Origin of the sequence: Streptomyces uncialis (assembly GCF_036250755.1) — a bacterium.
GTDB lineage: Bacteria > Actinomycetota > Actinomycetes > Streptomycetales > Streptomycetaceae > Streptomyces > Streptomyces uncialis.
In genome coordinates, this window is record NZ_CP109583.1 from 5700424 (window position 1) to 5714362 (window position 13939).

The following is a 13939-nucleotide window of genomic DNA, read 5'->3' on the forward strand; positions in this document are numbered from 1 at the left end:
TGCCGGGGCGTTCGTCTATCACCGCCCGGGGGCGTATACAGGTGTCCTGAACCGTGGGCCGATATACCTAACGGCATACGTGTGTGCTGATATGGCCGGGTAGTCATATGGGTGTACCCGTGGGTTCGCGGCGGGCGGGCGGAGCGGCGGCTCCAGGCGCTCAAGCTTTGTATGTTCGGATGATTTCCGGCGCCCCTTCGGTGCGGGCGCGAAAGTTCGGAGGACACCAGTGGGACGACTCTTCGGCACGGACGGCGTGCGCGGTGTCGCCAACGCGGATCTGACGGCCGAGCTCGCGCTCGGACTCTCCGTGGCGGCGGCGCATGTGCTCGGCGAGGCGGGCAGTTTCGAGGGCCATCGCCCGGTCGCGGTGGTCGGCAGGGACCCGCGCGCGTCCGGGGAGTTCCTGGAGGCGGCCGTCGTCGCGGGCCTCGCCAGCGCCGGTGTCGATGTGCTGAAGGTCGGGGTGCTGCCCACCCCGGCCGTCGCGTACCTGACCGGCGCGCTCGGCGCGGACCTCGGCGTGATGCTGTCCGCCAGCCACAACGCCATGCCCGACAACGGCGTGAAGTTCTTCGCCCGGGGCGGCCACAAGCTCGCCGACGAGCTGGAGGACCGGATCGAGTCCGTCTACGAGGAGCACCGCACCGGCGCTCCCTGGCAGCGGCCCACCGGTTCCGGCGTCGGCCGCGTCAGGACGTACGACGAGGGCTTCGACCAGTACGTCGCCCATCTCATCGGGGTGCTGCCCAACCGGCTCGACGGGCTGAAGATCGTCCTGGACGAGGCGCACGGCGCCGCCGCCCGGGTCTCGCCGGAGGCGTTCGCGCGGGCCGGGGCCGAGGTCATCACCATCGGTGCCGAGCCCGACGGGCTCAACATCAACGACGGCTGCGGCTCCACCTACCTCGGCCTGCTGAAGGAGGCCGTCGTCCAGCACGGCGCCCACCTCGGCATCGCCCACGACGGCGACGCGGACCGCTGCCTCGCCGTGGACCACACCGGCGCCGAGATCGACGGGGACCAGATCCTCGCCGTCCTCGCGCTGGCGCTGCGTGAGCAGGGCGGGCTGCGTTCCGACACCGTCGTCGCGACCGTGATGTCGAACCTCGGCTTCAAGCTCGCCATGGAGCGGGAGGGGCTGGCGATCATCCAGACGGCGGTGGGCGACCGCTACGTCCTGGAGGAGATGAAGCGGCACGGGTACGCGCTCGGCGGCGAGCAGTCCGGGCACGTCATCATCCTCGACCACGCGACGACCGGTGACGGCACGCTGACCGGGCTGATGCTGGCGGCGCGGGTCGCCAGCTCGGGCCGTACGCTCGCGGATCTCGCCTCCGTGATGGAGCGGCTGCCACAGGTCCTCATCAATGTGCCGGACGTCGACAAGTCCCGGGTCGGGACCTCGGCGGAGCTCGCTTCGGCGGTCGCCGAGGCCGAGCGGGAGCTGGGCAGCACCGGGCGGGTCCTGCTGCGGCCCTCGGGTACGGAGCCGCTGGTGCGGGTGATGGTCGAGGCGGCCGACATCGACCAGGCGCGTGCGGTGGCCGGGCGGCTCGCGGACGCGGTCAAGTCCTCCCTGGGGTGACCTGGGCGGTTCTGCGCGGACCGCCTTCGCTTGCGCTTGCGGGGTCTGTCCGGGTGGGCGTGCTTCGTTCCTGTGTCGTCGCTCGGTGGGTGCGCGGTTCCCCGCGCCCCTTTGGGGCGTTCCTCCCGGTTCGCGTTCGGGTGCGGATGGCTCTTGGTTGCTTGCGCGGTTCCTCGCCTCTGCGCGGACCGCCTTCGCTTGCGCTTGCGGGGTCTGTCCGGGTGGGCGTACTTCGTTCGTGTGCCGTCGCTCGGTGGGTGCGCAGTTCCCCGCGCCCCTTTGGGGGCGTTCCTCCCGGTTCGCGTTCGGGTGCGGATGGCTCTTGGTTGCTCGCGCGGTTCCTCGCCGTCCCTGGGCTCCTCAGGGGGCGCCCGAAGGGGCTCGGGGAACTGCCCAGGTGTGATGACCTGGGGCGCGCCCGGTGATGGCTTCAGCGGCGGGGGGCCGGGGAAGCGGTCGGGAGGTTCCTTCTCTGGTGCGACCAGAAGGCTTTCTGGGCGATCAGGGTGAGGGTGCCGGCCAGGACGATGCCGCCGAGGTTGGCGAGCAGCTGGAGTGTCGAACCCGACCACTGGGCGTAGTCGTTGAAGCTGAACGCCGCCGCCGCGTTGGCCGCCGCCGGTACCGTCGTCACGGAGATCGCCACCCCGATCAGCGCACCGGACTTCGCGGAGGTCAGGGACAGCGTCCCGGCGATCCCCGCGAGGAGCGCCACCACGAACGACATCCAGTCGGGCTGCCAGATGAACGCCGTCGCGGGCCGTGGCGCCTCGATCATGTCGCGGGTGAACAGTCCGAGCGCGTTCATCAGCAGCGCGAAGCCGACGGTCACGGCCATCGCCAGCACGAAGCCCGCGAGCAGCGCCCACAGCGACCGCCACACCAGCCGGGGCGAGCGCTGGACCAGCGCCGTGGAGATCCCGGCGAGCGGACCGAACTCCGGACCGACGGCCATCGCTCCCACGATCAGGATCGCGTTGTCCAGCATCACCCCGCACGCCGCGAGCATCGTGGCGACCGACAGGAACGCCACATAGGTGACGGTGAGCGTCGACTCCTCGTGGGTCACCTCGGAGAGGTGTTCCCACAGGACCGCGTCCGCGGCCTCGCCGGGGGCGTCCTCCTCGGCCTGGTCGGCGCGTTTCGACAGGGACAGTCCGATGTCGTCGACGGCGATCGACCCGCACTCGTCGATCCCGGCCTCGCGCAGCGCCCCGATCAGGTCGTCCCCGGCCTCCCGGGCGACATCGCACAGCACGACATCGCCCCGGGGGTCGAGGGCGGCCCCCTTGAGCACGGCGAGATGGGTGGTGCCGACCGTGGCCTCGATCAGCTCGACCACGCCGTCCGTGCGGTCCGCCGGGGTGATCAGTCGCAGATGCAGCATGCCCCACGATAACCACGCGTCCGTCGGGGCACACCCGTCACAGTTTGCGCAGGCTGAGCCGCTGCACCTTGTGGTCCGGGCCCTTGCGGACGATGAGGGTGGCGCGGCCCCGGGTGGGGGCGACGTTCTCCACCAGGTTCGGCTTGTTGATGGTCCGCCAGGTCGTCCGCGCGTACTCCATGGCCTCCTCCTCGGAGACCTGGGTGTACTTGCGGAAGTACGACGACGGGTCCTGGAACGCGGTCTCCCGCAGCTTCCGGAACCGGCTGAGGTACCAGCGTTCGACGTCCTCCGTGCGGGCGTCCACGTACACGCTGAAGTCGAAGAAGTCGGCGAGCCCGACCCGGGTGCGGCCGTCGCGGCCGGGCAGGGCGGGCTGGAGGACGTTGAGGCCCTCGACGATGAGGATGTCGGGGCGGCGGACGGTGAGCCGTTCCCCGGGCACGATGTCGTAGATCAGATGGGAGTAGACCGGTGCGGTGACCTCGTCCTTGCCCGCCTTGATGTCCGCGACGAACCGGGTCAGCGCCCGGCGGTCGTACGACTCGGGGAAGCCCTTGCGGGACATCAGTCCGCGTGCCTTCAGCTCCCGCATCGGCAGCAGGAAACCGTCGGTGGTGACCCGCTCGACCCGGGGGTGCTCCGGCCAGCGGGCCAGCAGCGCCTGGAGCAGCCGGGCGACCGTCGACTTGCCGACGGCGACCGACCCGGCGACCCCTATGACGAAGGGGGTGCCCGTCTGGGAGCCCTGCTCGCCGAGGAAGGTGTTCAGCGCGCCGCGCAGCCCGTCCGTGGCCCCGACGTACAGGTTCAGCAGCCGGGACAACGGCAGATAGATGTCACGGACCTCGTCCAGGTCGATGACGTCACCGAGTCCGCGCAGCCCCTCGACCTCGGCGGCGCTGAGCGGCAGCGGGGTCTTGTCGCGCAGCGCGCTCCACTCCGCCCGGGTCAGATCGAGGTACGGGGACGCCTCCGGCCGGGACCGGGGGGCGCTGGGCGGCAGGGAGACCGGGGAGATCACCTGTTCATTGTCAGGGCTGGGCGGCGGGGACGGAGCGTGGGCTATCTCACTGGATGCCCTGTGCACCGGTCCGGGCCTGTCCGCTCTCCTGTCCGCCCTGGTCCGTTTCGGGCCGCCGGGCACCGGCTCCCGCTCCGGCTCCGGCTTCGGCTCCGCCTCCGGCTCCGGCTCCGGCTCCGGCTTCGGTGGGGCGTCTTGCTCCGGGCGCGCGGAGCGGGCGGCGGTACGCCGAGCGGGGCGCCACCCCGCGCGTAGGCTGCCCCCTATGTGCGGAATCGTGGGGTATGTGGGGTCTCAGTCGGCGCTCGACGTGGTGCTCTCGGGGCTGCGGCGGCTGGAGTACCGGGGCTACGACTCGGCGGGCGTCGCCCTCCTCGCGGACGGCGGGCTGGCCGCCGCCCGGCGGGCCGGGAAGCTGGTCAATCTGGAGAAGGCCCTGCTGGAGCGGCCCCTGCCCACCGGGTGCACCGGGATCGGGCACACCCGCTGGGCCACCCATGGGGCGCCCACCGACACCAACGCGCATCCGCATCTGGACAACGCGGGCCGGGTCGCCGTCGTCCACAACGGCATCATCGAGAACTTCGCGGCCCTGCGGACGGAACTCGCGGCACGCGGGCACACCCTCGGCTCGGAGACCGACACGGAGGTCGTCGCGCATCTGCTGGCCGAGGAGTACGCGGCGGGCGCGGACCTCGGGGAGGCGCTGCGACGGGTCTGCCGGCGGCTGGAGGGCGCGTTCACGCTGGTCGCGGTGCACGCCGACGAGCCGGACCTGGTGGTGGGCGCGCGGCGCAACTCCCCGCTGGTGGTGGGCGTGGGGGAGGGCGAGGCGTTCCTGGCGTCGGACGTGTCCGCGTTCATCGACCACACCCGGTCCGCGATCGAACTCGGCCAGGACCAGGTGGTGGAGCTCCGCCGGGACGGGGTCACCGTCACCGGCTTCGACGGACGGCCCGCCGAGGTGCGTTCGTACCATGTGGACTGGGACGCGTCGGCCGCCGAGAAGGGCGGCTACCCGTCCTTCATGCTCAAGGAGATCGCCGAGCAGCCCAGGGCGGTCGCGGACACCCTCCTCGGACGGATCGGCCCCGAGGGGACGCTGACCCTGGACGAGATCCGCATCCCGACCCGGGAGCTGCGGGAGATCGACAAGGTCGTCATCGTGGCGTGCGGGACGGCGTTCCACTCGGGTCTGATCGCCAAGTACGCCATCGAGCACTGGACCCGGCTGCCCTGCGAGGTGGAGCTGGCCAGCGAGTTCCGCTACCGGGACCCGATCCTGGACGCCCGCAGCCTCACCGTCGCGATCTCCCAGTCGGGGGAGACCATGGACACCCTGATGGCCCTGCGGCACGCCCGTGAACAGGGTTCCCGGGTGCTGGCGATCTGCAACACCAACGGTTCGACGATCCCCCGTGAGTCCGACGCGGTGCTGTACACCCACGCCGGGCCGGAGATCGCGGTGGCGTCCACCAAGGCGTTCCTGACCCAGCTCGTCGCCTGCTACCTCGTCGCCCTGTATCTGGCGCAGGCGCGCGGCAACAAGGACCCGGAGGGCATCCGTTCGGTGATCCGGGACCTCGCGGGGGTCCCCGGCGCGATCGAACGGGTCCTCGCCGGGATGGAGCCGGTCCGGGAACTGGCCCGGTCCCTCGCGGACCAGGACACGGTGCTGTTCCTGGGACGTCATGTCGGGTACCCGGTGGCGCTCGAAGGGGCGCTGAAACTCAAGGAGCTCGCGTACATGCACGCGGAGGGGTTCGCCGCGGGGGAGCTGAAGCACGGGCCGATCGCGCTGGTGGACCGCGGGCTGCCGGTGGTCGTCGTCGTCCCGTCGCCGCAGGGGGAACCGCTGCTGCACGGGAAGATCGTCTCCAACATCCAGGAGATCCGGGCCCGGGGCGCCCGGACCGTGGTGATCGCGCAGGAGGGCGACACGGAGGTCGTCCCGTACGCGGACCATCTGATCAGCGTCCCCGCGACCCCGGCGCTGCTCCAGCCGCTGGTGACGACGGTCCCGCTCCAGGTCTTCGCCTGCGCGCTGGCCACGGCCCGGGGCAACGAGGTCGACCAGCCGCGCAATCTCGCCAAGTCGGTGACGGTGGAATGAGTCCGTCCGTCCCCTGTCCGGGACGCGGCCGGGCGGGCCGGGCCGATACGGTGACGGGGTGATCATCGGGGTGGGCATCGACGTGGCGGAGATCGACCGGTTCACCGCGTCGCTGGAACGGACGCCGGGGCTGGCGGACCGGCTGTTCGTGTCGGCGGAACTGCTGCTGCCGAGCGGCGAACGGCGCGGCGCGGCCTCGCTGGCGGCACGGTTCGCGGCGAAGGAGGCCCTGGCGAAGGCGCTGGGCGCGCCGCCGGGACTGAACTGGACCGACGCGGAGGTGTTCGTGGAGGACAACGGACGGCCGCGGCTGCGGGTGCGCGGGACGGTCGCCGCGCGGGCCCAGTCGCTGGGGGTGCGCTCCTGGCACCTCTCGCTGAGCCATGACGCGGGGATCGCCTCGGCGGTCGTCATCGCGGAGGGGTGACCCACGGGTCCGGCCCGTCGCCGGAACCCGGTCCGCCCATGCGCGTGGTCGGCGCGGGTGGCGACCGCGCACGCCGTCCGCGAGCAGCCGGTGCCGCTGTCCTTCGCTCTGACGGCCGGTTCCCCGTGGCCGGAACCCTGCCCGCGCCCGCCCGTACCGCCGTGCGGCGCAGTTCCCCGGCCCGCCGCGCGCCCGCTGCGGCAGACTCGGCACCATGCGTAGCGCTCATCATGCGGAGACCGTCCGGCACGCCGAGGCCGAACTGATGGCACGGCTCCCCGAAGGGACGCTGATGCGGCGGGCCGCCGCCGGGCTCGCCGCCGTCTGCGCCGATCTGCTCGGCCGGGTCTACGGGGCCCGGGTCGTCCTGCTCGTCGGCAGCGGCGACAACGGCGGCGACGCGCTGTACGCGGGCGCCCTGCTCGCGCGCCGGGGCGCCGGGGTCAGCGCCGTGCCGCTCGCGCCCGGGCGGACCCACCCGGGCGGACTCGCCGCGCTGACCGGGGCCGGCGGCCGGGTCGCGGACGACCCCTTCGCGGTGCTCGCCACCGCCGACCTCGTCCTCGACGGGATCACCGGGATCGGCGGCCGGGGCGGACTGCGGCCCGACGCGGTGCCGCTGGCCCGCGCGGCCCGCGGCTCGGACGCGGTGATCGTCGCCGTCGATCTGCCCAGCGGGACCGAGGCGGACAGCGGGGAGGTCCGCGGCGAGGCGCTGCGCGCCGACGCGACGGTCACCTTCGGTACGTACAAGCCGGGGCTGCTGATCGACCCCGCGCACACGTACGCGGGCACCGTGCGGCTCGTCGACATCGGCCTCGGCCCGTATCTGCCGGACCCGCCGCCGCTGGAGGCCCTTCAGCACCAGGACGTGGCGCGGCTGCTGCCGGAGCCGTCCGGCGAGAGCGACAAGTACCGGCGCGGGGTGGTCGGGATCGTCGCCGGGTCGGCCCGCTATCCCGGCGCGGCCGTGCTCGCCGTCGCGGGCGCGCTGCGGGGCGGCGCCGGGGCCGTCCGGTACGTGGGGCACGCCGCCGACGCGGTGATCGCCCGCTTCCCGGAGGCCCTGGTCCACTCCGGGCCGCCCGCCCGTGCGGGACAGGTGCAGGCGTGGGTGGTGGGGCCGGGCCTCGGGGACGACCCGGACGTGGTCCGTGAGGTGCTGGAGTCCCGTGTCCCCGTCCTCGTCGACGCGGACGGGCTGCGCCCGCTGGACCCGGCGACGGTACGGGACCGGGGGGCGCCCACGCTGCTCACCCCGCACGCGGGGGAGGCCGCCGCGCTGCTCGGGGTGTCGCGGGGGCGGGTGGAGGCGGCGCGGCTGGCCTCCGTGCGGGAGCTCGCGGCGCGGTTCGGGGCGACCGTGCTGCTCAAGGGGTCCACCACGCTGGTGGCCTCCCCCGACGGGTCGGTGCCCGTGCGGGTGAACCCGATGGGGACGCCGTGGCTCGCCACGGCGGGCAGCGGGGACGTGCTGTCGGGGCTCGCGGGGTCGTTGCTGGCGGCGGGGCTGGGGGCGGCCGACGCGGGGGCCGTGGCGGCCTATCTCCATGGGCTGGCGGGGCGGGATGCCGCGGGGCGGGGGGTGCCGGTCACCTCGTTCGAGGTGGCCGACGCGGTGGGGGGTGCGTGGGGGAGGGTCCGGTCCCCCGGCTGAGGCCCGTCCTCGGTCGCGCGTCCGAGGTCTGTCCGGCGGGACGCGCTTCGTTCCCGTGCGGGTCGCCTTTGCTTGCGCTTCCGAGGTCTGTCCGGGTGGACGCACCTGTTGCCTGTGCCGTCGCTCGTGGGGTGCGCAGTTCCCCGCGCCCCTGGGTGCTGCCCCTTCGGGTTTGTTCGTCGGGTGCGGGCCTGCCCTCGTCTTTTGCGCAGTTCCCCGCGCCCCTTTGGGGCGCATCCGGCCGGTCCTTTGGGTCGGTGCCGGTCGGGATTCTCCGTCCTCGCTCCAACGCGCTCGGTACGACGTCCCTCTTGCCCGACTGAAGAGCATCGGAGTCTGCGGGCAGAGATTCCCGCCCACCCCCTCCCGCAGCCCCGCGACTGCGGGAGGAGGATGGTTCAACCCGCCCCGGGCTGACACCGGCCCGCAGCCTGACCCCACCCGCAGCCGGAGAACAGCCCCAGCCGGGCGCCCCCAAAGGGGCGCGGGGAACTGCGCACCCCCGTCCGGCCCGCACGGGAAACAGGTACGTGCAGGTGTGGAACCTCAGGGGCGCGGGGAACTGCGCGAGCAACCAAGGACCACCCGCACCCGAGCGGGAACCGAAGGGGGCGCGACCGAAGGGGCGCGGGGAACTGCGCACCCCGTCCGACCTGAACGGGAACGAAGTACGTGCAGGTGTGGGACCCCAGGGGCGCGGGGAACTGCGCGAGCGGCCGAGGGTCATCCGCAGCCGGACGGGAACCGAAGGGGGCGCGACCGGAGGGGCGCGGGGAACTGCGCACCCACGAACGCCCCGTACAGGGACAGGTGCGTGCAGGTGTGGAACCCCAGGGGCGCGGGGGAACCGCGCACCCCACGGGCGACGGCACGGGACAAGTGCGTTCAGCACAGGGAACCTCGGAAGCGCGAGCGAAGGCGACCTGCGAGAATCGGCGGCGATGAGCCAGACACCGCCCCCCCTGAGCCGAGTCCGCGCCGAGATCGACCTGGACGCCCTGCGCGCGAACGTCCGCACGCTCCGCGCCCGCGCCCCCCGCTCCGCCCTGATGGCGGTCGTCAAGTCGGACGGCTACGGCCACGGCGCCCTCCCCTGCGCCCGCGCGGCGATCGAGGCGGGCGCGACCTGGATCGGCACGGCCACCCCCCACGAGGCCCTGGCCCTGCGCGCCGCGGGCATCCGCGGCCGGCTGATGTGCTGGCTGTGGACCCCGGGCGACCCCTGGCGCGAGGGCATCGAGGCCGACCTCGACATGTCGGTCAGCGGGATGTGGGCCCTGGCCGAGGTGACCGCCGCCGCCCGGGACGCGGGGCGGCCCGCCCGTATCCAGCTCAAGGCCGACACCGGACTCGGCCGCAACGGCTGCGCGCCCGCCGACTGGCCCGAGCTGGTCGCCGCCGCACTCGCCGCCGAGGCCGCCGGGACCGTCCGGGTCACCGGCCTGTGGTCGCATCTGGCCTGTGCCGACGAGCCGGGCCACGCCTCGATCCCGGCCCAGCTCGACACGTTCCGGCGGCTCGTCGCGTACGCCGAGGGCGAGGGGGTGCGTCCGGAGGTGCGGCACCTCGCGAACTCCCCGGCCGCGCTGACCCTCCCGGAGACCCACTTCGACCTGATCCGTACCGGTATCGCCATGTACGGTCTGTCGCCCGCGCCGGAACTGGGCACCGCCGCCGAACTGGGACTGCGTCCCGTGATGACGCTCAGCGCCTCGGTGGCCCTGGTCAAGGGTGTGCCGGGCGGTCACGGGGTCAGCTACGGCCATCACTACGTCACCCCGGCGGAGACCACCCTCGCGCTGATCCCCGCCGGTTACGGCGACGGCATCCCCCGGCACGCCTCCGGCCGGGGCCCGGTCCTCGTCGGCGGCGAGTGGCGGCGGGCCGCCGGACGGATCGCGATGGACCAGTTCGTGGTGGACCTGGGCGGGCAGAAGATCCAGGAAGGCGCCGAGGCCGTGCTGTTCGGACCGGGGGACCGGGGCGAACCGACCGCCCAGGACTGGGCCGAGGCGGCGGACACCATCGCGTACGAGATCGTGACCCGGATCGGCGCCAGGGTCCCCCGTGTCCACCACGGCGGCACCCGGGCCACGACCGTGCCGACCGCGCCGGGCGCCGCCGCGGTCACGGCAGGGCGCGGCGAGGGGAGTCGTACATGAGTGACAGCGGTGCGCAGGCCGTCACCGACGCGGTGGCCTCGGTCGCCTCGGCCGGTGAGGTCTGGCGCAAGGGCGCCGGTATCGCGGGGGTGGCGATCGGCGTGGTCGCGGCGGGCGCGGCGGCGGGAGTCGCGATCGAGCGGCTGACCGTCGGCCGGGGCATCCGCCGCAGGGCGCGGCTCGCCCTCGACTCGACCGGACCGTACGGAGCGCTGCGCGGCACGCCCGGTACGGCGTCCGCCGACGACGGCACGGAGCTGTACTACGAGGTCGACGAGGTGGGTGAGCCCGACGCGGACCTCGCGCCGCGCCGCAGACGGCTGTTCGGCCGCCGTGACCCCGCCCCCGTCACCGTCGTCTTCAGCCACGGCTACTGCCTCAGCCAGGACTCCTGGCACTTCCAGCGGGCCGCGCTGCGCGGTGTCGTGCGTACCGTCCACTGGGACCAGCGCAGCCATGGCCGCTCCGCGCGCGGAGCGGCCCAGGCGCAGTCCGGCGCCCCGGTCACGATCGACCAGCTCGGCCGGGACCTGAAGGCCGTCATCGACGCGGCGGCGCCCGAGGGCCCGCTCGTCCTCGTCGGGCACTCCATGGGCGGGATGACGATCATGGCCCTGGCCGACCAGTACCCGGAGCTGGTGCGGGAGCGGGTCGCCGGGGTCGCGCTGGTGGGGACGTCGGCGGGACGGCTCGCGGAGGTCAGCTACGGGCTGCCGGTGGCCGGGGTGAACGCGGTGCGGCGGGTGCTGCCCGGGATGCTCAAGGTGCTGGGCCAGCGCGCGGAGCTGGTGGAACGCGGGCGGCGGGCCACCGCGGACCTCTTCGCGGGGATCATCAAGCGGTACTCGTTCGCCTCGCGCGACGTGGACCCCGCGGTCGTCCGGTTCGCGGAGCGGCTCATCGAGAGCACGCCCATCGACGTCGTCGCGGAGTTCTACCCGGCGTTCGCCGAGCACGACAAGAGCGAGGCGCTCGTCCGCTTCGACGGGCTGCCCGTGCTCGTCCTCGCCGGGGACAAGGACCTGATCACCCCCAGCGAGCACAGCGAGGCCGTCGCCGACCGGCTCGGCGACGCGGAACTCGTCCTCGTCCCGGACGGCGGGCACCTGGTGATGCTGGAGCACCCCGAGGTCGTGACCGACCGGCTCGCCGACCTCCTGACCCGCGTGGGAGCCGTCCCGGCAGGTACTACCGTGGACGGTTATGGAGCAACGAGCGGTACCGCGCGACCGGGCGGCTGACCCGGTCGACGCGCGGATCACGGTCACGTCCCCCGAACGCATGCGGGAGCTGGGCGTGCGCCTGGCCGGACTGCTGCGCCCCGGTGATCTGGTGATGCTCACCGGTGAGCTGGGCGCGGGCAAGACGACGCTGACCCGGGGCGTGGGCGAGGGCCTGGGTGTCCGGGGCGCGGTCACGTCCCCCACGTTCGTCATCGCCCGGGTGCATCCGAGTCTGGTCGGCGGCCCCCCGCTCGTGCACGTCGACGCGTACCGCCTGGGCGGCGGGCTGGACGAGATGGAGGACCTGGACCTCGATGTGTCGCTGCCCGAGTCCGTGATCGTCGTGGAGTGGGGCGACGGCAAGGTCGAGGAGCTGTCCGACGACCGGCTGCACATCCTGATCGACCGCGCGGTCGGGGACACCACCGACGAGGTCCGTACGGTCACCCTGCGTGGGTACGGGGACCGGTGGGCCGGGGCCGCGGGGGAGGGCGGGGGGTTCGCCGGACTCGTGGCGCCGTCCGCCGGCTGACATTTTCCGACGCGGTGTCGGGAAGATGTTGCGCCGGGCCGGTCGTCCGTGTTCACATGGGGTGAGACGCAGGTTAGGTGTACCTAACCATTCCTGCCCCCGGAGCACCAGGAGGCGCCCATGCAGGCGAAAGAGCGGGTCGCGCTCACGTCCACGGGGTCCGAGGGGGTGGTGTCGATGAGCGAGCTGCTGGCCGCGGGTGCGGCGGCGAGTGCGGTGTCGACGCCGCCGGTCGTCCCGTCCGCGAGCACCGGGACTCCGTCCCCCGCCCCGTCCCCGGCTCCGTCCGAGGACCACGCGGAAGCCGCATAGCCCTCCGGGTAGGCCCGAGTTCCCTGTGCGGGTCGCCTTCGCTTGCGCGTCCGAGGTCCGTCCGGCTGGACGAACTTGTCCCTGTGCCGTCGCTCGTGGGGTGCGCAGTTCCCCGCGCCCCTAGGTCTCCTGTGCTTGGCCCACGTTCCCCTGCGCGGGTCGGACGGGGGTGCGCAGTTCCCCGCGCCCCTTTGGGGGCGCCCCTTGAGGCTGTCGGTCGGGTGCGGGGCCTTCGCTTGCGGAACCCCCTCCTCGCGCAGTCGCTCGGCTACCGAAGGGGGTGGGCGGGAATCTCTGCCCGCAGACTCCGATGCTCTTCAGTAGGACCAGTGAACGTCGTACCGAGCGCGTTGGAGCGAGGACGGAGAATCCCGACCGGCCCCGACCCGAAGGACCGACCGGACGCGCCCCAAAGGGGCGCGGGGAACTGCGCGAACCCACCGAACGACGGCACAGGAACGAAGTGCGCCCAGCACCGAGTACCCAGGGGCGCGGGGAACTGCGCACCCCACGAGCGACCCGCACAGGAACGAAGTTCGCCCACCCGGACAGACCTCGGAAGCGCAAGCGAAGGCGACCTGCGGGGAACTGCGCGAAACCACCGAACGACGGCACAGGAACGAAGTGCGCCCAGCACCGAGTACCCAGGGGCGCGGGGAACTGCGCACCCCACGAGCGACCCGCACAGGAACGAAGTTCGTCCACCCGGACAGACCTCGGAAGCGCAAGCGAAGGCGACCTGCGGGGAACTGCGCCCCCCACGAGCGACCCGCACAGGGGCAAGTTCGTCCACCCGGACAGACCTCGGACGCGCAAGCGGGGGCGTAAGCCGGGGCAACCCCTAAGGGATGACGACAACCTTCGTGCCGATCACCGCGAAGTCCCACATCGCGTCCCCCTGCGCCCGGGTCGACCGGATACCCCCCGTACGCCGCCGCGGATCAGGCGCCCCCCGGGCGCCGTCCACCGCCGCGCTGAACCCGATGCTCACCCCGTCCGCCACCGCGAACCGCACCACATGCTCGATCCCGACCCCGTCGGACCCCGCCGTGCGCCCGGTGCGTGACGTCACGGTGTACGTACCGGGAACCGGGTCGACCGTGCTGGGCGTCACGGTGTACGTCGTGCGTACCCGGGAGCCGTCGGCCAGCCACACCCGGTCGTCCTCCAGCGCGTAGACCACCCGGGCCCCGCCGCCCGTACCCTCGGGCAGCGCCTTCGGGTCACGCTTGTCCCGCACGGGGACGGCCGCGTCGGCCTGGGACGTGACACCGGGGGAGACGCGTACCGGGGCGCTCGCCGACGCCTGGTACGCGAGGAAGCCGACCGTGACCAGGGCCGCCGCGGTGAGCCCGGCCACGATTCCCGAGCTGCTGCTTGCCACCACGCACACCTCTCGTCCGTCCGCGGAACCGCGCGGCACCCGCCGGACGGTCACCGTCCGTGAGCGCGCGCGTACCCGCCGACCGTAGCAGCATGTGCCCGCTCCACCGGGGCGGCCTTACGCCGGTCGC

11 protein-coding genes are annotated in these 13939 nt (G+C 73.4%); 8 read left to right on the forward strand and 3 right to left on the reverse strand.

What is annotated here, in order from left to right; genetic code table 11:
- The first annotated feature begins 229 nt into the window (after nt 1–229).
- Nucleotides 230–1588 (forward strand): phosphoglucosamine mutase, encoded by a 1359-nt coding sequence (glmM, locus tag OG711_RS23865; protein WP_073792854.1) that lies wholly within the window; start codon nt 230–232, stop codon nt 1586–1588.
- Between the two features lie 430 nt (nt 1589–2018).
- Here the strand turns inward: glmM and OG711_RS23870 are convergent, their stop codons facing one another.
- On the reverse strand, nt 2019–2975 hold the full coding sequence (locus tag OG711_RS23870) for a DUF389 domain-containing protein (protein ID WP_266516411.1): 957 nt from the start codon (nt 2973–2975) through the stop codon (nt 2019–2021).
- Between the two features lie 37 nt (nt 2976–3012).
- The gene (gene coaA / locus OG711_RS23875; protein WP_073792852.1) at nt 3013–3999 is read right to left on the reverse strand and encodes a type I pantothenate kinase; all 987 of its coding nucleotides are present in this window, start codon (nt 3997–3999) and stop codon (nt 3013–3015) included.
- 265 nt (nt 4000–4264) lie between these two features.
- On the opposite strand from coaA, the gene glmS reads away from it, so the two are divergent.
- The 7 genes from glmS to OG711_RS23910 all read left to right on the forward strand — a co-directional run bounded on the left by glmS (nt 4265) and on the right by OG711_RS23910 (nt 12425).
- Entirely contained in the window at nt 4265–6112 is a 1848-nt protein-coding gene (gene glmS / locus OG711_RS23880) for a glutamine--fructose-6-phosphate transaminase (isomerizing) (RefSeq protein WP_329560312.1), read from the forward strand.
- Nucleotides 6113–6170: 58 nt separating this feature from the next.
- Nucleotides 6171–6539, forward strand: coding sequence for a holo-ACP synthase (locus OG711_RS23885; RefSeq protein ID WP_073792850.1), 369 nt, complete (start codon nt 6171–6173; stop codon nt 6537–6539).
- 214 nt (nt 6540–6753) lie between these two features.
- Entirely contained in the window at nt 6754–8196 is a 1443-nt protein-coding gene (locus tag OG711_RS23890) for an NAD(P)H-hydrate dehydratase (RefSeq protein ID WP_266516402.1), read from the forward strand.
- Between the two features lie 941 nt (nt 8197–9137).
- Nucleotides 9138–10358 carry an alanine racemase gene (gene alr, locus OG711_RS23895; protein WP_266516399.1) on the forward strand — a complete coding sequence of 407 codons (1221 nt, stop codon included), beginning with the start codon at nt 9138–9140 and terminating at the stop codon, nt 10356–10358.
- Nucleotides 10355–11599: an alpha/beta fold hydrolase gene (locus tag OG711_RS23900; protein WP_329560318.1), complete on the forward strand. Its 1245-nt coding sequence runs from the start codon at nt 10355–10357 to the stop codon at nt 11597–11599. Before alr ends, OG711_RS23900 begins: the two co-directional genes overlap by 4 nt.
- Nucleotides 11562–12113 carry a tRNA (adenosine(37)-N6)-threonylcarbamoyltransferase complex ATPase subunit type 1 TsaE gene (tsaE, locus tag OG711_RS23905; protein ID WP_073792846.1) on the forward strand — a complete coding sequence of 184 codons (552 nt, stop codon included), beginning with the start codon at nt 11562–11564 and terminating at the stop codon, nt 12111–12113. Before OG711_RS23900 ends, tsaE begins: the two co-directional genes overlap by 38 nt.
- Nucleotides 12114–12233: 120 nt before the next feature.
- On the forward strand, nt 12234–12425 hold the full coding sequence (locus OG711_RS23910; protein WP_329560321.1) for a hypothetical protein: 192 nt from the start codon (nt 12234–12236) through the stop codon (nt 12423–12425).
- Between the two features lie 841 nt (nt 12426–13266).
- On the opposite strand, the gene OG711_RS23915 is transcribed toward OG711_RS23910, so the two are convergent.
- The gene (locus OG711_RS23915) at nt 13267–13809 is read right to left on the reverse strand and encodes a hypothetical protein (protein ID WP_329560322.1); all 543 of its coding nucleotides are present in this window, start codon (nt 13807–13809) and stop codon (nt 13267–13269) included.
- Nucleotides 13810–13939 lie beyond the last annotated feature (130 nt).

Excerpts from the sequence above, each read along its gene's own strand:
- OG711_RS23870 (WP_266516411.1), bottom strand. The coding sequence starts at position 2,975 with ATGCTGCATCTGCGACTGATCACCCCGGCGGACCGCACGGACGGCGTG.
- glmS (WP_329560312.1), top strand. The coding sequence starts at position 4,265 with ATGTGCGGAATCGTGGGGTATGTGGGGTCTCAGTCGGCGCTCGACGTG.
- OG711_RS23890 (WP_266516402.1), top strand. The coding sequence starts at position 6,754 with ATGCGTAGCGCTCATCATGCGGAGACCGTCCGGCACGCCGAGGCCGAA.
- alr (WP_266516399.1), top strand. The coding sequence starts at position 9,138 with ATGAGCCAGACACCGCCCCCCCTGAGCCGAGTCCGCGCCGAGATCGAC.
- OG711_RS23900 (WP_329560318.1), top strand. The coding sequence starts at position 10,355 with ATGAGTGACAGCGGTGCGCAGGCCGTCACCGACGCGGTGGCCTCGGTC.
- tsaE (WP_073792846.1), top strand. The coding sequence starts at position 11,562 with ATGGAGCAACGAGCGGTACCGCGCGACCGGGCGGCTGACCCGGTCGAC.
- OG711_RS23910 (WP_329560321.1), top strand. The coding sequence starts at position 12,234 with ATGCAGGCGAAAGAGCGGGTCGCGCTCACGTCCACGGGGTCCGAGGGG.